Origin of the sequence: Bradyrhizobium sp. BR13661, assembly GCF_029892425.1 — a bacterium.
GTDB lineage: Bacteria > Pseudomonadota > Alphaproteobacteria > Rhizobiales > Xanthobacteraceae > Bradyrhizobium.
This window is the reverse complement of record NZ_JARXWB010000045.1, coordinates 1-20,320: the sequence shown is the minus strand read 5'-3', so window position 1 is coordinate 20,320 and position 20,320 is coordinate 1. Positions and strand designations below refer to the sequence as shown.

The 20,320-nt window shown below is 63.6% G+C and carries 16 protein-coding genes and 1 pseudogene; 10 read left to right on the top strand and 7 right to left on the bottom strand.

The features are described 5' to 3' along the window. Positions 1–67: 67 nt before the first annotated feature. A complete protein-coding gene (locus tag M2427_RS39050; protein ID WP_280712081.1) occupies positions 68–247 on the top strand; it encodes an RNA polymerase sigma factor region1.1 domain-containing protein in 180 nt (59 codons plus the stop codon). 29 nt (positions 248–276) lie between these two features. Here M2427_RS39050 and M2427_RS39045 read toward each other — a convergent pair whose 3' ends face one another. Further along, a complete protein-coding gene (locus M2427_RS39045; RefSeq protein WP_280712080.1) occupies positions 277–504 on the bottom strand; it encodes a hypothetical protein in 228 nt (75 codons plus the stop codon). A 220-nt stretch (positions 505–724) separates the two neighbouring features. Here M2427_RS39045 and M2427_RS39040 point away from each other — a divergent pair, with 220 nt between their 5' ends. Both M2427_RS39040 and M2427_RS39035 read left to right on the top strand, forming a co-directional pair. Then, positions 725–3,250, top strand: coding sequence for a glycogen/starch/alpha-glucan phosphorylase (locus tag M2427_RS39040; protein WP_280712079.1), 2,526 nt, complete (start codon positions 725–727; stop codon positions 3,248–3,250). 194 nt (positions 3,251–3,444) lie between these two features. After that, a complete protein-coding gene (locus M2427_RS39035) occupies positions 3,445–4,260 on the top strand; it encodes a thioesterase family protein (RefSeq protein ID WP_280712078.1) in 816 nt (271 codons plus the stop codon). Positions 4,261–4,357: 97 nt separating this feature from the next. On the opposite strand, the gene M2427_RS39030 is transcribed toward M2427_RS39035, so the two are convergent. The 3 genes from M2427_RS39030 to M2427_RS39020 all read right to left on the bottom strand — a co-directional run bounded on the left by M2427_RS39030 (position 4,358) and on the right by M2427_RS39020 (position 9,673). Continuing rightward, positions 4,358–5,974, bottom strand: a complete 1,617-nt coding sequence (locus M2427_RS39030; protein ID WP_280712077.1) for a phosphoenolpyruvate carboxykinase — start codon at positions 5,972–5,974, stop codon at positions 4,358–4,360. Positions 5,975–6,255: 281 nt separating this feature from the next. Further along, complete coding sequence (locus M2427_RS39025) at positions 6,256–8,850, bottom strand: CHAT domain-containing protein (protein ID WP_280712076.1); 2,595 nt, start codon at positions 8,848–8,850, stop codon at positions 6,256–6,258. A 76-nt stretch (positions 8,851–8,926) separates the two neighbouring features. Continuing rightward, positions 8,927–9,673, bottom strand: a complete 747-nt coding sequence (locus M2427_RS39020; RefSeq protein ID WP_280712075.1) for a DUF2470 domain-containing protein — start codon at positions 9,671–9,673, stop codon at positions 8,927–8,929. A gap of 240 nt (positions 9,674–9,913) precedes the next feature. Between M2427_RS39020 and M2427_RS39015 the strand changes: the two genes are divergently transcribed. The 5 genes and pseudogenes from M2427_RS39015 to M2427_RS38995 all read left to right on the top strand — a co-directional run bounded on the left by M2427_RS39015 (position 9,914) and on the right by M2427_RS38995 (position 13,909). Beyond that, entirely contained in the window at positions 9,914–10,615 is a 702-nt protein-coding gene (locus M2427_RS39015) for a response regulator transcription factor (RefSeq protein ID WP_027535781.1), read from the top strand. A gap of 119 nt (positions 10,616–10,734) precedes the next feature. Beyond that, positions 10,735–12,525, top strand: coding sequence for a sensor histidine kinase (locus tag M2427_RS39010; RefSeq protein WP_280712074.1), 1,791 nt, complete (start codon positions 10,735–10,737; stop codon positions 12,523–12,525). Positions 12,526–12,536: 11 nt separating this feature from the next. After that, positions 12,537–13,004, top strand: a pseudogene (locus M2427_RS39005) (HPr kinase/phosphatase C-terminal domain-containing protein). 189 nt (positions 13,005–13,193) lie between these two features. After that, positions 13,194–13,595 carry a PTS sugar transporter subunit IIA gene (locus tag M2427_RS39000; RefSeq protein WP_007597752.1) on the top strand — a complete coding sequence of 134 codons (402 nt, stop codon included), beginning with the start codon at positions 13,194–13,196 and terminating at the stop codon, positions 13,593–13,595. Further along, the gene (locus tag M2427_RS38995; protein ID WP_280712073.1) at positions 13,592–13,909 is read left to right on the top strand and encodes an HPr family phosphocarrier protein; all 318 of its coding nucleotides are present in this window, start codon (positions 13,592–13,594) and stop codon (positions 13,907–13,909) included. Before M2427_RS39000 ends, M2427_RS38995 begins: the two co-directional genes overlap by 4 nt. Before the next feature lie 9 nt (positions 13,910–13,918). On the opposite strand, the gene M2427_RS38990 is transcribed toward M2427_RS38995, so the two are convergent. From M2427_RS38990 to M2427_RS38980, 3 genes are all read right to left on the bottom strand, one after another. After that, entirely contained in the window at positions 13,919–15,544 is a 1,626-nt protein-coding gene (locus tag M2427_RS38990; protein WP_280712072.1) for a glycosyltransferase family 39 protein, read from the bottom strand. Positions 15,545–15,630: 86 nt separating this feature from the next. Next, positions 15,631–16,374: a M15 family metallopeptidase gene (locus M2427_RS38985; protein ID WP_280712071.1), complete on the bottom strand. Its 744-nt coding sequence runs from the start codon at positions 16,372–16,374 to the stop codon at positions 15,631–15,633. A gap of 23 nt (positions 16,375–16,397) precedes the next feature. After that, positions 16,398–17,765, bottom strand: a complete 1,368-nt coding sequence (locus M2427_RS38980) for a YARHG domain-containing protein (RefSeq protein ID WP_280712070.1) — start codon at positions 17,763–17,765, stop codon at positions 16,398–16,400. Between the two features lie 131 nt (positions 17,766–17,896). Between M2427_RS38980 and lepA the strand changes: the two genes are divergently transcribed. Both lepA and M2427_RS38970 read left to right on the top strand, forming a co-directional pair. After that, a complete protein-coding gene (gene lepA / locus M2427_RS38975; RefSeq protein ID WP_280712069.1) occupies positions 17,897–19,708 on the top strand; it encodes a translation elongation factor 4 in 1,812 nt (603 codons plus the stop codon). 152 nt (positions 19,709–19,860) lie between these two features. After that, positions 19,861–20,130, top strand: a complete 270-nt coding sequence (locus tag M2427_RS38970; RefSeq protein WP_280712068.1) for a helix-turn-helix transcriptional regulator — start codon at positions 19,861–19,863, stop codon at positions 20,128–20,130. The last annotated feature ends 190 nt before the right edge of the window (positions 20,131–20,320 follow it).

Genomic DNA, 20,320 nt, shown 5'->3' with positions numbered 1-20,320 from the left:
GTTCCAGAGCCTTTCTCTGTCCAGCACTTTGTCTCCCATAAGTAGGGGCCAAAATGTTGGAGGACGGATGCAGCGACAGAAAATGATTCAAGCGGCGATCGAGCTTGGCCGACGCACCGGCTTCGTGACCTTCGAACAGCTCAACCAACTGCTGCCCGCAGCGACAGTTGAGCCCGAAGATATCGAAGCGATCATGTCGGCTTTGAGCAACGAAAGAATAAACTTGATCGATGACGATCAGGTCTGATGCGAATGCCAAATTCGACGCGTGCGGCGTCAATTCGCGGCCGACAGCAACTTATCCCCGCATGCATTCGCGTAGAATTTGCCGCCGCATTGGCGCTTGATGGCGGCGCAGCGCGCAGCGGGTGTTGGGTTCTGCGGGAGGGAGAAGCCGCAGCTGAGGCCGTCGGCGCTGCGTTTGCCGGCGGCGAAGGCGGCGCTCGAACTGGCGATGCAGACGACAAGAAGCGCTGCGGCGACGATTTCGATCAGCAGTCGCATCAGAGGTCTCATGGGATGTCTCCTCCACAGTGAGGGCTGAATCTCCGCTCAGTCTATCACTGAATCAGCGTTCCTCCGTGCTGGTCCGGGTTCCCAAACCGGCCCGTTCCTTGCATAATTTTACGCCAGCGCAGTGCACTGCCGCGCCAGCGATGGTTCCGGCAAAGAGGCAAGACGCGTAGGGTGCAGTGGTGTTTCTGTCGACCAGGAAGTGACGGCCTTGCAAGATCAATCGTTCCAGCCAAATTTCCCCGCCCCCGGTCAGCCCATCGACGAACTCGCGCTGTCGGAGATCAAGGGTGCGATCCTGGCGAAGCTGCGCCTTGCCATCGGCAAGGACGCGGGCATGGCGACCAAGCACGACTGGTACCAGGCCGCGGCGCTCGCGCTGCGCGACCGCATCGTGCATCGCTGGCTCTCCGCCGAGAAGCGCAGCTACGATGCCGGCCGCAAGCGCGTCTATTATCTCTCGCTCGAATTCCTGATCGGCCGCCTCTTCACTGACGCGCTTAACAATATGGGGCTCTTGAAGATCTTCGAGGTCGCGCTCGGCGATCTCGGCGTATCGCTGCCTGAGTTGCGCAAATGCGAGCCCGATGCCGCGCTCGGCAATGGCGGCCTCGGGCGCCTCGCAGCGTGCTTCATGGAGAGCATGGCGACGCTGTCGATCCCCGCGATCGGCTACGGCATCCGCTACGATTTCGGCCTGTTTCGGCAGATCATCAATCAGGGCTGGCAGCAGGAATATCCGGACGAATGGCTCGGTTTCGGCAACCCCTGGGAATTGCAGCGGCCGGAAGTGATCTACGACGTCAATTTCGGCGGCGGCGTCGAGCATGTCGACGACAAGGGCCGCGACCGCGCGATCTGGCATCCTGGCGAGACCGTGCAGGCGATCGCGTATGACACGCCGATCGTCGGCTGGCGCGGCCAGCACGTCAACGCGCTGCGGCTGTGGTCGGCGCGCTCGCCCGATCCGCTCAAGCTAGACGCCTTCAACAAGGGCGACTATGTCAGCGCCAGCGCCGAGCAATCGCGCGCCGAAGCGATCTGCAAATTCCTCTACCCGAACGACGAGAGCCCGGCGGGCCGCGAACTGCGGCTGCGTCAGGAATATTTCTTCGTTTCGGCCTCGCTCCAGGATCTCATCAAGCGGCATCTCTCATCCGACGGCCAGCTGCGCAGCCTGTCGTCCAAGGTCGCGGTGCAGCTCAACGACACCCATCCGAGCCTCGCCGTCACCGAGCTGATGCGCATCCTCGTCGACCTCCACAATTTCCGCTGGGACGAGGCCTGGAAGATTACCGTCGCGACGCTGTCCTACACCAACCACACGCTGCTGCCCGAAGCGCTGGAGACCTGGCCGGTCGAATTGTTCGAGCGGCTGCTGCCACGCCATCTCGAGATCATCTACCGCATCAACGTGCAGCATCTCGCGCTCGCCGAGGCGCGCGCGCCCGGAGACATCGATTTCCGCGCCTCGGTCTCGTTGATCGACGAGAAGAGCGGGCGCAGGGTCCGCATGGGCCAGCTCGCCTTCGTCGGTTCGCACCGCATCAACGGCGTCTCGGCGATGCATTCGGATCTGATGCGCGAAACCGTGTTCCACGATCTCAACCATCTCTATCCCGGCCGCATCACCAACAAGACCAACGGCATCACCTTCCGCCGCTGGCTGATGCTGGCGAATCCGAAGCTGACCGACCTGTTGCGCGAGACCTGCGGCGAAGCCGTGCTCGACGATCCGACACAACTCTCGCTGATCGAGGCCCGCGCCAGCGACGCCGAATTCCAGAAGAAATTCCGCAGCGTCAAGCTTCACAACAAGACCGCGCTGGCACGCCTGATCGGCGAACGGCTCGGCATCAAGGTCGATCCGACCGCCTTGTTCGACGTGCAGATCAAGCGCATCCACGAATACAAGCGCCAGCTCCTCAACATCATCGAGACGGTCGCGCTGTACCAGTCGATCAAGGACGACCCCAACGGCAATTGGGTGCCGCGGGTGAAGATCTTTGCCGGCAAGGCGGCAGCGAGCTATCGCTACGCCAAGCTGATCATCAAGCTGATCAACGACGTCGCCGAAATCGTCAACAACGACCCCACCATCGGCGGCAAGCTGAAGGTCGCCTTCCTGCCCGACTACAATGTCAGCCTCGCCGAGATCATCATCCCCGCGGCCGATCTGTCCGAGCAGATCTCGACCGCCGGCATGGAAGCCTCCGGCACCGGCAACATGAAGCTGGCGCTCAACGGCGCCATCACGATCGGCACGCTCGACGGCGCCAACATCGAGATCCGCGACCAGGTCGGCGTCGACAATATCGCCATCTTCGGCATGGAGGCTGGCGACGTGATGATCCGGCGCAAGCAGGGGCTCGACGCCTCCGACGTGATCCGAAAATCGCCCAAACTGCAACGCGCCATCAACGCGATCGGCGTCGGCGAATTCTCGCCCGGCGACCCCGGCCGTTTCGAATCCATCGCGCATGCGCTGCGTTATCTCGACCATTACATGGTCAGCGCCGACTTCGATTCCTATTACGAGGCGCAGCGCGCGGTCGACGCACGCTGGCAGGTGGCGCCGGCCTGGACCCGCGCCTCCATCCTCAACGTCGCGCGCATGGCCTGGTTCTCATCCGACCGCACTATCCGCGAATATGCCGAGGAAATCTGGAACGTGCCGGTGAACCCGATCACGCCGCCGTTCCAGACGGCCGAGGAGCTGCGCGACGCAACGGGCTGATATTTCCGCAGCGTGAAATCGGCGTTACCTGCGAGGTTATTGCATGTCGCGAGGGGGATGATGATATGATTGTCGTCATCTCGACCGCCCGTCATTGCGAGCGCAGCGAAGCAATCCAGAATCTTTCCGCGATAGCAGTCGGGAATGCTTCGCTGCGCGCCCAATGACGACGGGGTCGGCATCGAGGACCAGCAATGCACGTCAAGCTTCCACATCCCTTCGACGACGCCACCCGCATCACCGCAGGCGACTCGAGCTGGCAGGGGCACACCAGCGACGACTATTGGGCCTTTGTCGGCCCGTTCGGTGGCGCCACCGCTGCAACCATCCTGCGCGCGCTGATCGAGCATCCGCAAGCCGCCGGTGATCCGCTGGCGCTGACCGTCAATTACTGCGCGCCGATCGCCAAGGGTCCGTTCGATCTCGACATCCGCCTGGTGAAGGGCAATCGCTCCAGCCAGCATTGGAGCGTCGAACTGTCGCAGGGCGGCGGCGAGGTCGCGACGCTTGCCACCGCCGTGTTCGCCGAGCGCCGGCCGTCCTGGGAGCACCGGGTGGCGCAATATCCCGAGACCAAGCCGTTCGAACAGACGCTGCCGTTCCCGAAGATCCAGGCATCCTGGGCCAACCAGTATGAATTCCGCTTCGTGGAGGGCGAGATGCGGCTCGGCCCGCCGCAGGCCGGGCTCGCCAGCACCTATTCGAAAATCTGGATCAGCGATCGCGAACCGCGCAAGCTCGACATGCTGTCGCTGATGTCGATGTCGGACGCCTTCTTCGGCCGCATCTTCCATGTGCGGCGCGAGCTGGTGCCGTTCGGCACGGTGTCGCTGACGACCTATTTCCACACCGACAGCGAAGAGCTCGCGACTGAAAACATCACGCGCGTGCTGGCGACGGCGGATTCGAAGATCATGCACAAGAGCTACGCCGACCAGAACGCGGAGCTGTGGTCGCCGAACGGGCGGCTGCTCGCGACGACAACGCAGATTGCGTATTTCAAGGCGTGAGTGCTTCCACAACTCGTCATTGCGAGTGGAACGATCACGCCACAAACAAAAGGGCGGCCTCGCGGCCGCCCTTTTTCATTGAAGGCGGTGCGAGAGATTACTCCGCCGCGAGCTTCACGTCCGGCGCAGCGGCGCGCACCTCGGCGTCGACCTGGGCTTCGAACTTGGCAAAATTCTTCTGGAACATGCCGACCAGGCTACGTGCGGTCTTGTCGAACTCGTCCTTGTCCTTCCAGGTGTTGACCGGGTTGAGGATCTCAGATGGCACGCCGGGCAGCGCGGTCGGGACTGCGAAGCCGAAATATTTGTCGGTGCGGAATTCGACGTTGCGAAGCGAACCGTCGAGCGCGGCGGTGAGCAGCGCGCGCGTCACCTTGATCGGCATGCGCGAGCCGGTGCCGTACTTGCCGCCGGTCCAGCCGGTGTTGACCAGCCAGCAGTCGACATTGTGCTGAGCGATGAGATCACGCAGCATGTTGCCGTAGACGGAGGGATCGAGCGGCAGGAAGGGCGAGCCGAAGCAGGTCGAGAATTCCGGCTGCGGCTCGGAGCCCAAGCCGCGCTCGGTGCCGGCGACCTTGGCGGTGTAACCGGACAGGAAGTGATACATCGCCTGCGCCGGCGAGAGCTTTGCGATCGGCGGCAGCACGCCGAAGGCGTCGGCAGCGAGCATCACCACGTTCTTCGGCTGCGGCGCGCGGCCGGTGCGCGAGGCGTTCGGGATGAAGTCGAGCGGATAGGCCGAACGCGTGTTCTCGGTCTTGGAGCCGTCGTCGAAATCGACCACGCGGGTGTCTTCGTCGAGCACGCAGTTCTCGAGGACGGCACCGAAGCGGGTCGAGGCTGCGTAGATCTCGGGCTCGGCTTCCTTCGACAGCTTGATGCACTTCGCGTAGCAGCCGCCTTCGAAATTGAAGACGCCGTTCGGACCCCAGCCATGCTCGTCGTCGCCGATCAGCGTACGGTTCGGATCGGCCGAGAGCGTGGTCTTGCCGGTGCCAGACAGGCCGAAGAAGATCGCGGTGTCGCCATTGGCGCCGACATTCGCCGAGCAGTGCATCGGCATCACGCCGCGCTCGGGCAGATAATAGTTCAGCGTGGTGAAGACCGACTTCTTCATCTCGCCGGCATAGTAGGAGCCACCGATCAGCACGATCTTGCGCGCGAAATCGATCGCAACGACGTTCTCGGACTTGCAGCCATGGCGCTTCGGATCAGCGCGGAAGCTCGGCATGTCGATGATGGTGAGCTCCGGCGTGAAGTGCGGCAGCTCGACCGCCTCGGGGCGGATCAGGAGAGTGCGGATGAACAGCGAGTGCCAGGCGAGCTCGGTAAAGACGCGCGTCTTGATCCGGTAGGACGGATCGGCGCCGCCGTAGAGGTCCTGCGCGAACAGGCTCTTGCCTTCGGCGTGCTTGAGGAAATCCTGATACAGCGTCTCGAACTGCTCCGCAGTGATCGACTGGTTACCGGCCCACCACATCTTCTTGTCGGTGGTGGCGTCACGCACCGTGAACTTGTCCTTCGGGCTGCGACCCGTGAACTCGCCGGTGTCGGCGCAGAGCGCGCCGTCGGCGGACAGCACCGCCTCGCCGGCAGCGAGCGAGTACTGATAGAGTTGCGGTGCGCCGAGGTTCCAGTGAACCTGCTTGAGATTCTTTAAGCCGAATTTGTCGGCGCCGAAGGCACCGTTGCGCACGCCCGTTTCTTGCACGAAGAATCCTCCTAGAACCCGCGACATCAGCACAACCAAGCTTTGGTGCCATCGCGGCCACCGCTGATAACAGGCCGTCCGGCCTCGGTTGGACGACCTAATATCGGTGAACGCCGACGTTGCCAAGCTGATCCCTTGGGATTTGGTTTATTCAAGGACCGCGCCAAACGTCGCGCATGTCAGCCCTGATCAAGCGCATCAAAAATTGCGAATGATCGCGCAACCAAACGGCCGTTTCAGCGTTGTGAGATGTTTTGCGATGCACAAATCTGCGTGGCGGTTTATCGTACCGCGCCCTCGCCGATCAGTGCGAACGGTCCCCACATTGCCGGGTATGCATTGCGCGGCGACGACCTGTCATCAACATACGTTAACATCGCGCGCCGAAGAGCTTCGGCTCTACCAATTTGTGGTTCGTTTTTGAGCAAATCGAAAGTCGAAGTGGTCAAGCGGGTGGCAGCCTCCGAATCGACTGCCCAATGGGACACCAGCAGCGCGCGTGCGCCGGCATAGAAGAAGGCGCGGGCCAATCCCGACAATGCTTCGGCGCCTGGCTTGTCGCCGGCGATCGTATTGCAGGCCGACAGCACGACCCAATCCGCATTGAGCTTGAGCTGGGCGACTTCGCTCGCCGTGAGCAGACCGTCGTCGAGTTCGGAGGGCTGATCGGGAATTGAAAGCGCGAGCGACGGCTCGCCCACGCCCTTGATGTCACCTGCGACGAGGCCGTGGGTCGCAAAGTAGATGATGCTGTATTGAGCAAGCGGTGCACGCTTGAGCGTCGCTTCGCTGGCATCACGGCCGAGATGAATATCGGCATCGGCCGCGCCGACGTCCTTGGCCACGGCATTCAACTCGTCCGCGGTATCGGGAAGTTGCGGGAGCGCCTGTGCAAGCCGCGCGCGATCGACGCCCGCGCCGCGCCAGAAATCGCTATAGGCTGACGTCACGATGCTGCGCGCGGCAACCTTGCCGCCTGCTGCACGGCGATCGGCTGGCCCCTCCTGTGCCGGATTGAAGACGGGATCACCAAAGCCGGTCATCGGCTTGATGCCTTCGTCCTTGCGCGCAAAGGCGCGCAGTGACTTCAGGCTGACCACTGAGGGCAGCACGGACACAGCCTGACGCCGCAACAGCCAGGCGGCACTGCGATAGCCTTCGAGCGTGTCCGGGATCGCAGCTTGCGGGGCCTCTGTAACCAGCAAATGGAACGGCAGCGCAGTCAGCGCGCCAGACGGCACTGTCAGCAGGCTGCGCTTGTCCTTGGTCAGCGCCTCGACCGGGCCGAGCAGCGTGACATAGAGTTCGTTGGCGAGCGCAAGGTCGAACAGACCTGATTTGCCGGTGCCATCGCGCGCCTTGCCGACATCCAGCCCCTTGCGGAACGCGGTAACCTTCTGCGCCAGCGCATCTGCGCCGAGCGGAATCTCCTTCCAGTCAGCGCCCTCACGCGTGATGGCGATGACATAGCTGCGCGTGTCGAGGACGGAATAGACCACCATGGCCTCATCGGCCGACAGCAGCGGCTGCACGTCCTTGACCGCGAGTGGCAGCGGGTTGGAGAGCGAAGCGTAGTCGGGGAATTCGACCGCGAGCGTCTTCTGCAAGCCGGCACGCTCGCTTGCGATCGCCGCGATCCTGGCGCGGCTGCGCTGCTCGGAGGCGGCGTCGCGCTGCGCCGATGATTTCGACACGGCCGAGATGATCGCCTTGTCCAACGCCTCGGATTCAGCTCCGAGATCCTGATCCTTGCGCACCAACTCGGCGAGCCGGTCGGTGCCAGCGGCGAGCCGCACCGCGAGCTTGTTCACGGCGGAGGCAGCAGACGATTGCGTGCCGCGCTGGATCGCGGCGAGTGCCTCGTCCAGTGCCTTGTCACCCGGCAGCAAAGATTGCTGACGCGCGGCGAACAGGATCGGCAACACCACGCGCAGCTGCGCGCGATCACCCGCCAGCGTCTTTTCCGCGAGCGGCAACGCATCCGCGATTCGCCCGGACACATAGAGGAAATAGGCCAGATTGCTGGTGGATGTCGCAACGTCAGGATGGTCAGGCCCAAGCGCGCGCTCGCGGATGGCGAGCGCGCGGCGATAGAGCGGCTCGGCGTCGGCATAGCGCTGCTGGTGCTCATAGAGACCGGCGAGATTGTTGAGCGATCGAGCGACGTCGGGATGATCCGTTCCCAACACCTTCTCGCGGATTGCCAGCGAGCGCCTGATCGGAGCTTCCGCATCCGCATCGCGGTTGAGGTCGCGATAGAGCTGGCCGAGATTGTTCAGCAGCGTTGCCACCGCCGGATGCTCGGGGCCGCCGACTTTCTGGAAGATCGCGAGCGCGCGCTGGAACAGCGGCTCGGCGTCGGCAAAGTGCTCCTGCTTCACATAGAGCGTGGCGAGATTGTTGAGAGACTGGCCAACGTCAGGATGCTCGCGCGACAGCGCCTTCTCGCGGATGGCCAGCGCCCGCTTGAACAAGGGTTCGGCCTCTGCGAAGCGGCCTTGCCGCTGATCGAGCGCGGCGAGATTGTTCAGCACGGGCGCAATTTCGACGCTGTCGAGGCCAGTGCCCTTCTCCATCAGCGCGATGGCGCGCTTGTAGATCGGCTCGGCCTGATCGTCGTGGCCCTGGTCGGCATAGATCTGCGCGAGGTTGTTGAGCGCGGCGGCGAGATCGCGGTTGTTATTGGTCTTCTCGAGCGAGGCCACCATGGCCTGCGCCAGTGGCAGCGCTTCGGCATATTTGCCAGCGGTTCTGAGCGCATTGATCCGCGCACTCTGCGCGGCAAGACCGCCCGTCTGGGCAAGGCCGGGCGTGGCCAACGATACGGTGACCGCGAGTGTGAGGCCCGCGACCAATGCCAGACGATGACGTGCCATGAACCCTCGCTGCCGACCTCAGACCGAACACGATCTTGGGTCGCAGCGATGGCGGGCGACGTTCAATCTGTCGCAGCTAGCCGGGCTTCTCGTTTTCCCTGCCGCGCGCTTGGTCCACGAGCCGGACCAGAATCTTGCGCAGCGCCGTTCCGTTCGTGACCCGCTCCGGAAAATCGAGCCGCAGCGCGATCTGGCCATCCTGCATGTCGAGGCCTTCCGGGTCGCAGCCGGTGCAGCGCCAGTCACCTTCGGCCGCGCCGAGTAGCCTTGTGGCGTAGAGGCCCATGGCCCCGCGGTGGTCGGCATTCATGTGCTCGACGGCCCCCTCCTCTGCCGCCAACAGCTCGTCCGCCCCGGCGAGGTCCGTAAGGAACTGTTCCGGCTTGAGGTCGACGATCCGGCCAAAGCCAGCGACCAGATGGGTTCCCGTCGGGCGGATCCGGAAGAACGAAAAATCCTTAAATGAGACAAAGGCTTCCGCGGACGGATGGGCATTGAGATACCGCCGCTGGAGCAAATCCTTGTCGTCTTCGGCCTGTTCGGCCCGACCGGACAGCATGATCCGGGCGCCCTCCAGTGGATCGCCAGCGGCGCGCTCGTCCAGCATCAGAGAAACCCGGCTATCAGCCAGGATATTCTTTGTATGAACGGCCAATCGCGAGATCAGCAGGATTGGCGAGCCATCCGGGTGGCTCGCCAGATTGACCAGGGAACAATAGGGATCGCCGCTCCCAGCCATGAGCGTCGCGAGCGCCCCCTGCCGCGACCGTCTGAGCAGCGATTTGGCGAGCTTTCCGGGGTCAAAATTGGGGGTCGGTTGCATGGGCTTTCTCGTCTCAGATGGTTGCAAGGCGGGCCTTTTTTCGGGTAAACCCGAACCCGGTTATGGGTCGATATGCGGCGAATCCGCCGTGTTTCGTGGAACTTGGTCACACTTCAGCCCAGCTTGCATTGCTCGGTGACAAGGTTCGAACGCCAAATTCGGCACCCATGTATGCGGCGCATCACTGGATTGCTCGCCGTTTAAGCCACGACCCAAACGGAAAGCAGAAAGCAGAGGCTCATGCCCACAATCGCTTTGGTCGACGACGACCGCAACATTCTCACATCCGTCTCGATCGCGCTGGAAGCCGAAGGCTACCGCATCATGACTTACACCGACGGCGCCTCCGCGCTTGACGGTTTCCGCACCACCCAACCGGATCTCGCCATCCTCGACATCAAGATGCCGCGCATGGACGGCATGGAGACGTTGCGTCGCCTCAGGCAGAAATCCGACCTGCCGGTGATTTTCCTGACCTCCAAGGACGAAGAGATCGACGAGCTGTTCGGCCTCAAGATGGGCGCGGACGATTTCATCCGCAAACCGTTCTCGCAGCGCCTCCTGGTCGAACGCGTCAAGGCCGTGCTCCGCCGCTCCGCACCGAAGGATCCGACTGTCGCGCCGAAGGAGAACGACGCCAAGGCGCTCGACCGCGGCCTGCTGCGCATGGATCCGGAACGGCATACCTGCACCTGGAAGAACGAGCCGGTGACGCTGACGGTCACCGAATTCCTGATCCTCCAGGCGCTGGCGACACGGCCCGGCGTGGTCAAGAGCCGCAACGCGCTGATGGACGCCGCCTATGACGACCAGGTCTATGTCGACGACCGCACCATCGACAGCCACATCAAGCGGCTGCGCAAGAAGTTCAAGGTGGTCGACAACGATTTCGAGATGATCGAGACGCTGTACGGCGTCGGCTACCGCTTCAAGGAAGCCTGAGGCGGAGGCGCGCCTTTACAAAGAGCAGAGCTCAAGTCCGGTATTGATTCCATCGGGACCGGGATGGCTCTAGGATGCGGGGACCGTCGCAACGAGCTCTCCTAACGCGGGCGTGAGCATTGCTGGACCGAACGCAGCCTGATTCGAGTTCGAACGCCGAGGAGATTGCATCTCACGGCGCCCCGGATCATGAGGACAAGCCGGTTGCGAAAGGCTGGGGCCCGCTAAACTGGCTCAAGCGCGCCGGTCAGTTCTTCTTCGCGCTGTCCTTCTCCAGCCTGACCCGCCGCATCGTCTCGCTCAACCTCGCGGGCCTCGTCGCGCTGGTCGCAAGCATCCTGTATCTGTCGCAATTCCGCGCCGGCCTGATCGATGCGCGCGCGCAGAGCCTGCTGGTGCAGGCCGAGATCATTGCCGGCGCCATCGGCGCGTCGGCAACGGTGCAGACCAACGCCATTACCGTCGACCCCGAGCGGCTGCTCGACCTGAAGCTGGGCGAGACCTACGGCGGCATGGACGATTCGCTGGATTTTCCGATCAATCCCGAGCGCGTCGCGCCGGTTTTGAGCACGCTGATCTCGCCGACCAAGACCCGCGCGCGGATTTTCGATCCCAACGGGAGCGTGCTGCTCGACAGCCGTGATCTCGACATTGTCCGCGGCTTTCCGCTGCCACCGCTATCGGAAAAGCCAGGCGTGGTCGAACGCGTCAAGGCCGCGGTGCGGACCTGGCTGAACCGCGGCGACCTGCCGCTCTATCGCGAGCTCGGGCGCGAGAACGGCAATGGTTATGTGGAAGTCGCCGACGCGCTGCAGGGCCAGAAGCGCTCGATGGTGCGGGTCAATGCGCGCGGCGAGGTGATCGTCTCGGTGGCCGTCCCCGTGCAGCGCTCGCGCGCCATTCATGGCGCGCTGATGCTGTCGACCCAGGGCGACGAAATCGATCAGATGGTCACCGCCGAGCGTCTGGCGATCCTCAAGGTCGGCGGTGTCGCCGCAGCCGTCATGATCATGCTGTCGCTGCTGCTCGCGAGCACCATCGCAGGCCCCGTGCGCCGGCTCGCCGACAGTGCCGAGCGGGTCCGCCGGCGCATCAAGACCCGCGTCGAGATCCCCGACTTCACCCGCCGCCGCGACGAGATCGGTCACCTCTCCGGGGCGCTGCGCGACATGACCAACGCGCTCTACAAGCGGATCGAGGCGATCGAGATGTTCGCCGCCGACGTCGCCCACGAGCTGAAGAACCCGCTAACCTCGCTGCGCTCGGCGGTCGAGACGATGCCGCTGGCGCGCAACGAGAACAGCCGCGCCCGCCTGCTCGAGGTGATCGAGCACGACGTCAAACGGCTCGATCGGCTGATCTCCGATATCTCCGATGCAAGCCGGCTCGATGCCGAATTGCAGCGGCAGGATGCGATTCCGGTCGATCTCAGGCGCCTCCTCGGCACGCTGGTTGGGGTCGCCAACGAGACCAAGCTCGGCCACGACGTCGCCGTTGAGGTGCGTTTCGAGGGCCGCAGCCCGACCGACACGTTCGCCGTCACCGGCCATGATTCACGGCTCGGGCAGGTGGTCTCCAACCTGCTCTCCAACGCGCAGTCGTTCTCGGAAGCCGGCAGCAAGGTCCGCCTGACCTGTCGCCGTGTCCGCGGCGAGATCGAGATCGTGGTCGACGACGACGGCCCCGGCATCCGCGACGACGCGCTGGAGCGGATCTTCGAGCGCTTCTACACCGACCGGCCGCATCAGGGCTTTGGCCAGAACTCCGGCCTCGGCCTGTCGATCTCCAAGCAGATCGTCGACGCCCATGGCGGACGCATCTGGGCAGAAAACCGCGCTGGCCCAGCCGACGAAGACGGCGCGCCGACCGTAGCTGGCGCGCGCTTCGTGGTCAGGCTGCCGGCGCTATGAGCCAAGGCCGTTTGAACGATGGCGGGCCGAGTATTCATGCCTCCGCAGTCAAGGTCGGGTCCCGGGCCGTGCTGATCCGCGGACCGTCCGGCGCCGGCAAATCGCGCCTTGCCTTCGATTTGATCATGGCGGGGCGCTCGGGGGTGCTCGAAAGCGCCGTTCTGGTCGGCGATGACCGTGTCCATCTGGCGACAGTCGGCGACGAAATTGAGGTTCGTCCCGCGCCCCTCCTGGCCGGCCTGATCGAGATTCGGGGGCTGGGAATCCGAAGCTGCGACTTCGTGGAGCATGCGACGGTCGGTCTCGTGGTCGATCTGGACGCCGTCGACGCCGAACGCCTGCCGCCGCCGGAATCGCTCAAAACCGTGATTTTTGGTGTCGAAATACCGCGAATCCCGGTCAACAGCAGCTATCTGCCCCTCCCACTGGTTGTCGCGGCCTTGACCACTACCAAGAGTTAACCTTCTGCTAAGCCTTGAGGCGATTGTTTGAAGGGAAATGGTAACCATATGAACCCCACACTCGCGACCGAGTAGACCGGCGCAACTCCCCTTATCCATCCGTCTAGATTCAGGGAGATACGCAACATCCCCTCTTGCGCGGGGGCTCTGGATGGTCAAAGTGGCGCGTTCGTGCGGTGCACCAAAAGCGCCCGCGGGAGTTTTCCGATGATTGGTCTAGTACTTGTGACCCACGGGCGCCTTGCCGACGAATTCAAGGCAGCGCTCGAGCATGTGATGGGTCCACAAAAGCAAATCGAAGCGATTACGATCGGCGCTGAAGATGATTCCGATCTCTGTCGAAGCGACATCATCGAGGCGGTTAACCGCGTCGATTCCGGCGACGGCGTTGCGATCCTGACCGACATGTTCGGCGGCACACCGTCGAACCTTGCGATCTCCTGCATGAGCCGGCCGAAGGTCGAAGTGCTCGCAGGCATCAACCTGCCCATGCTGGTCAAGCTCGCCAAGGTGCGTGAGGAGCGTCCGCTGCCGGACGCAATCGCGATGGCGCAGGAGGCCGGCCGCAAATACGTCACCATCGCCAGCCGTGTGCTCGCCGGCAAATGAGCGACGACGCGCCACAAGCCGGGGCAGGCGTGCCCGCGGGCGCGATCTCAAAAGAGCTCCTGATCATCAACAAGCGCGGCCTGCATGCGCGCGCCTCGGCGAAGTTCGTCCAGGCGGTCGAGCGCTTCAACGCGCAGGTGTGGGTGACGCGCGGCGGCGAGACCGTCGGCGGCACCTCGATCATGGGCCTGATGATGCTCGCGGCAGGACCGGGGACGACGATCACGGTCGCCGCCGCCGGCACTGACGCCGAAGCCGCGCTCGCGGCGATCACCGAGCTCGTTGACAGCAAATTCAACGAGGAAGGCGTTTAGGCCCTTCGATCACTTCGCCGGCGGGGCGATGTAGACGTTCCACGTCATCGACGGGCCGGCCTTGCCGTGGGTGAAGCGGCGCGTCGTCATCACCACGCGCTCGGCGTTCGGGGCGATCTCCGACACCCATTTCTCGAACGCGGGCAGGCGGCCGTCGGTTGGATCGAACACGCCGATGAAGCCGTACTTCTTGACGTCGTCGAGTGATGAGAGCCCGGAGGACCACGCCTCGTTCGGGGTGAACGCCACCGGATGATCGGGGCTGTAGAACACCATCGGCTGAATCGATTCCATGGTGCCTACGACGACCGCCCAGCGCGAGGCGAAGCGCGAATGCCAGGCCTGGGTCAGCTCGCGCGCGAGCTCCGAGCGTGCGCCATAGGTCGCGGTGTTGTCCGCATTCGCCGTCATCTCGCGCGCGGCGATCCAGGGCGAGGCAACCAGCGTCGCAATGCTGAGCACGAGCCAGATCGCGGTGATGTTGAACAGCACGGCACTCTGCACCCGCAGCGCCGGAATCGCGACCAGAGCGAGCGGCACCAGGAAGAACAGCGAGATGCCCCAATCAGTCTTCATGTAGATGCTGAAGGCGAGCGCGCCGAGCGGCGGCCCGGCCGCAACGATGATCTGGATGATCCAGATATTCAGCGCCTGAGCGGCATTGACGCTCGCGTTGGCGCCGCGCGCCCAGGCGCGCGTGACGATGCGCGAGGGCGCGCGCATCAGCAGCGACAGCCACGGCGGCACCAGCGCCATCGCGAGGGCTGCAAGCGCCACCGGCAGCGCCAGCAGCCCAGTATTGTGCAGGACGTAGCCGAACACCAGCTGATGCACGAGACCCGCATTCTCGATGGCGTAAGTGTCGCCGGCATAGGTCAGCGGCACGAAATTCGAACCCGCCAGCCAGATGATGTGCGGGATCATTGCAACGAACATCGTTGCGATCGCGATCCAGGGCGCCGGTGACAGCAGGAACCTCGTCCGCTCCGGATGAATCAGCGCGGCAAGGCCGATGGCGCCGATCATGGTCAGCACCCAATATTTGGTCATCAGCGCCAGCGCGCCGGCGAGACCGAGCCAGATCCCGGACTGCGAGCTCCGCTTCTCGAACGCATTGAGATAAGCGAGCACGACGAGCGGCAAGGTGACGAGCTGGAGCAGATCGGGGTTGTACTTGAACCCCTTGAAATTGAAGATCGGATAGAGCGCGACCATCACCACGACGAGGAACGCGCGGCGCGGATCGACCACGCGCATCGCGACGAGCCAGCAGATCACCATGCCGACGCTGACGGTCGCCATCGCCAGCGCATAGGTCGCCCAGTCCGTCGGCGGGAAGACCTTGAACCAGACACCGGCAATCCAGCCCGACAGCGGCGGATGCTTGCCGTAGCCCCACAGGAATTTCTGGCCCCAGCCCCAGGCTTCTGCGACGTCCATGTGAACGTCCTGCGCTGCCTTGAGATTGATCAGGATGAAGGTCCAGATCACCGCATGCAGAATGGCGAACTGGATCACCAGCCAGAGCCGGGCGGAGGGGTCGGTCGCATAGGCAACCAACCACGCCCGAAGGCGGTTATAGCTCACCCGGGCTTTAACGCGCGGTCGGGCCGAAGGGATCGAGGTCGTGGACATGGGCGCTTGCGTAGCGCGTTTTACGCCCGAGTGAAATCAGCTTGGCGTGAATGAATGACCGCCTGGAGCACGGAAACCATGCGGGATCACCTGGCCAGCAGTTCCGGGCGATATTCAAAATGCATGGTGTCGTAGTGATACCATTTGCCGCCCCAGATGAAGCCGTGGCGTTCGAAAATGTCGACGATCGCTTGCGGCATCCGATTCTTGTAGGGGATGGATTTGCCCCGGCCCGCCCACAGCCAGTAATCGGAATAGCGAAGGTTCAGGTCGATCGCAGCGGCGTAGCCGTGCATGCTCATCTTGCCGGTGTCGGCGACAGGACGGCACGACAGCACGCCGGCAATGGGAAAGGCCGCGGCCTTGATCGCCGGTTCGAGCTTGTCGATGTCCGCCGACACCTCCTTGAGCCGATCCGCGACGCCATTGATCCGCGTCACCTGGACCGCCTTCCCCCATGATCGCGGCAGCCAGGTGATGGTCACGAGATTGCGCTGGACCGCCCCCGTGTGACAGTCGCCATACATCTTCCTGAAGAACGCCTCGTTGCGGAAGCGCCCGGGATCGGCGTTTGCGGCAGGGGCGGCGGAAGCGCCAAGGGGATAGGGCAAGCGGAGCTGGTCGAGGATCGAGGCCCCGCGCAGGCGCTGCTCGAAGGACTTGTCCTCGATTCCGTCATCGACGGGCATCGCGGTGCCGTCCCGCCAGAATATCTGCTTGCCATCGTGGCCGGACAGCGCTTCGGGGTAGGCGCGCACCAGCCGATCCAGCAACTCGGTCCTGGTTTGAGCCTGCGCCGGGTCGAATGCGAGCGGGAGCACGACGGCCATTCGCGTGGCCAGCAGTGCGATCCTCATCGCCGCTTGCCGGCTTGATCGAGCAGCGCGACATTGGCCTCCTCGATCGGGTTGAGTTTCGGATTCCAGGTGTTGGGCGAATACCAGGAGAAGCGCTCGAAGCGGGCTTTGAGGTCCGCCGATTCAAAATAGCGCCCGCGTCGCGCAAAGATCTCGTTACGGGCGATCCGCAGCTCGTCGTTCGAAAGCCCGCGCAGATCGGCGGGCGTGAGCAGGCGCCGATCCGAATCGGCAAAGATGAAGCCGCCTTGCGCCGGGCCGCCGGATTCGTAGCGCTCGATCAAGGCGACATTCGCCCTCTCCACGGCGCTAAGCTGAGGATCCCAGGTGCGAGGGACGTACCACGCGAACTTGCTGAATCGCGCCGTCAGATCGGGCGCGTCGAAATAGCGCCCACGGCGCGCGAAGATCTCGTTACGCGCGATGCGCAGCTCGTCCTTGCTCAGCGCCCTCAAATCGCCATCAGTGAGCAGCCGGCTACCCGAATCCGGAAACAGGAAATCCGATTGGGTTCGCGCAGGCGCGGACGAGGGAGGGTTCGAGACGGGCGGCACGACCGTCGCGGGCACGCCGGCGGTCGCGACCTGGTTTGCCCCGCCCTGCCCTGCCGGCGCGCCGGAGAAGTAGAACGAGCCGTCGATCGGCGACGAGGACACCCAAGGCTGCTGGGCGCTGCCGGTCGCGCGTTTGACGATGAGCCCGACCTGGTTGAAGGCCTGGAGCACGTCGAGCCCGGGCCGCTGCATCGTGTCCACCAGCGCGCGCGTGTAGGGGCTGTGCCCGTCGGCGCCGTCGAGCGCGACATTGCCGGGTTGCGTGGCATAAGAGAGCAGCGTTCCCTCGGGCGCGCGGATTTGCGCGAGGCCACCGTCGGAAGCACGCAGGCCCCGCCCGCCGAACGGATTGTTCCGGCAGGCATCGAGAATCACGATGTTTAGCTTGGTTCCTGCACCGTCCATCTGCCGCAGCACCAGCGCCACATCGACCATCTGGAAATCCACGTCGGTCTCGCGCGCCGGATTGGCCGTGACCGGCACCAGATAGTTGGTCCCGCGCAGCTGAATGCCGTGCCCGGCGTAGTAGAATAAGGCGACGTCGGCGCCGATCAGCTGGGTGCCGAAGCGCTGGACCGCGCTGTCGAACGCCGCCTTGTCGAGATCGATTTGGGCGCCGCCACCGACCAGCGCGAAGCCGAGCCGCTGCAACGTCTCGGCGACCAGGCGCGCATCATTCGAAGGGTTTTCCAGCCGCGATACGCTCTGATAGGCGGAGTTGCCGACGACCAGCGCTACGCGCTTCTCGGCCGCCGCCGGCATGGCGAAACATGCTGCAAACAACAAGGCGGCAAGAAGCTTCCAGCGCATGCCTGTTTCCACGACAGAAAAGTGGAAAAATAGCAGAGGGCGGCGCTGAAATCGATGGCGGGAGGCCCCTACCGGCGCGGGAGGGTAAGGGAATGGTTGCCGCATTGCGGCGTGAGTGGTATCCCGCGCCCATGACGACCGTCCCCATTTCCAACATCCGCAATTTCTCCATCGTCGCCCATATCGACCATGGCAAATCGACGCTGGCCGACCGCCTGATCCAGATGACCGGCGGCCTCTCCGACCGCGAAATGGCGGGCAAGGAGCAGGTGCTCGATTCCATGGACATCGAGCGCGAGCGCGGCATCACCATCAAGGCGCAGACGGTGCGCCTCGCCTACCGCGCCAAGGACGGCAAGGATTACATCTTCAACCTGATGGACACGCCCGGCCACGTCGACTTCGCCTACGAGGTCTCGCGGTCGCTGGCGGCGTGCGAGGGTTCCCTGCTGGTGGTCGATGCCAGCCAGGGCGTCGAAGCGCAGACGCTCGCCAATGTCTACCACGCGCTCGACGCGGGTCACGAGATCGTTCCGGTACTGAACAAGGTCGACCTTCCGGCTGCGGAGCCCGAAAAGGTCAAGCAGCAGATCGAGGACGTCATCGGCATCGATGCGTCCGACGCGGTGATGATCTCGGCCAAGACCGGCCTCGGCGTTCCCGATGTGCTGGAAGCCATCGTCACCCGCCTGCCGCCGCCGAAGGGCGATCGTGATGCGACGCTGAAGGCGCTGCTGGTCGACAGCTGGTACGACGTCTATCTCGGCGTGGTCGTGCTGATCCGTGTCGTCGACGGCGTGATGAAGAAGGGCAGCCGGGTCCGCATGATGGGCACGGGCGCGGCCTATGACATCGAGCGCGTCGGTTTCTTCACGCCGAAGATGCAGCAGGTCGACGAGCTCGGCCCCGGCGAGATCGGCTTCATCACCGCCGCGATCAAGGAAGTTGCCGACACCCGCGTCGGCGACACCATCACCGACGACAGGAAGCCGGTGACGGACATGCTGCCCGGCTTCAAGCCGGCGATCCCCGTGGTGTTCTGTGGCCTGTTCCCCGCCGACGCCGACGACTTCGAGACCTTGCGCGCAGCGATGGGCAAGCTGCGCCTCAACGATGCCAGCTTCTCCTACGAGATGGAGACGTCGGCTGCGCTCGGCTTCGGCTTCCGCTGCGGCTTCCTCGGGCTGTTGCATCTGGAGATCATCCAGGAACGTCTGTCGCGCGAGTTCGATCTCAACCTGATCGCGACCGCGCCGAGCGTGATTTACAAGATGGCTCTGACCGACGGTCAGGAAATCTCCATTCACAACCCCGTCGACATGCCTGACGTGGTCAAGATCGCCGAGATCCAGGAGCCCTGGATCGAAGCCACGATCCTCACCCCCGACGAATATCTCGGCAGCGTGCTGAAGCTGTGCCAGGACCGCCGCGGCTCGCAGAAGGAGCTGACTTACGTCGGCTCCCGCGCGATGGTGAAATACGACCTCCCGCTCAACGAAGTGGTGTTCGACTTCTACGACCGCCTGAAGTCGGTCTCGAAGGGCTACGCCTCGTTCGACTATCATCTGACCGACTACAAGCCGGCCGACCTCGTCAAGATGCAGATCCTCGTCAACAACGAGCCGGTCGATGCGCTGTCCATGCTGGTGCATCGCACCCGCGCCGAGGGTCGCGGCCGCGCCATGGTCGAGAAGATGAAGGAGCTGATCCCGCCGCACATGTTCCAGATCCCGATCCAGGCGGCGATCGGCGGCAAGGTGATCGCGCGCGAGACCGTGCGCGCGCTGCGCAAGGACGTCACCGCGAAGTGCTACGGCGGCGACATCACGCGTAAACGAAAACTTCTGGAGAAGCAGAAGGAAGGCAAGAAGAAGATGCGGCAGTTCGGCAAGGTCGACATCCCGCAGGAAGCCTTCATTGCCGCGTTGAAGGTGGATAGCTGAGGCTAGCCAGCGACCGAGCGAAATTTAGGGCCGGACAATCAAACCTCGAAAACAACCCCATGCACAGTAGCCGACGCATTGACGGCATTGGCTTTTTCGCTTTTTAAGAAATTCGCTTGCTCCGTCGGGCAAAACAGGGGCATGATGGCATCATGGCCGGCATGGGTGACATTCCCTCCGGCATCCGCGCCTGGCGCGAATTTATGGGTGTGAAGGTCGAGACGGCGGCCCGGGCAGCCGGCATGGACATGGACCAATACCAGGCATTCGAAACCTACCCGATAAACTTCAATCTTCAGCAGGTCGTGAGCCTAGCCGATGCCTTCGGTGTCCGAGGCGATCAATTCTGGTTTCCCCCGCCCAAGCGGAAAGAAGGTGGTGAGCGCGCACGCCTTCCGGCCAAGGGCAGAAGTCGCGCATAGCTGCGATGTGCGAGCTAAAGCAAGCGCGACAATCCGCAGTGTCTGCTTTGGAGGGTAAAGCAGAAAGGTGGCCGCAACCGCGGATGGTCCGGAAATGACCCTGGCTGTGTGAAAAGCCACGAGTCGGCTACGATTCCTCCGTTTCCTGATGGAGGACACGGATGGGACGCTTCGTTGAAGGCGCGGACAG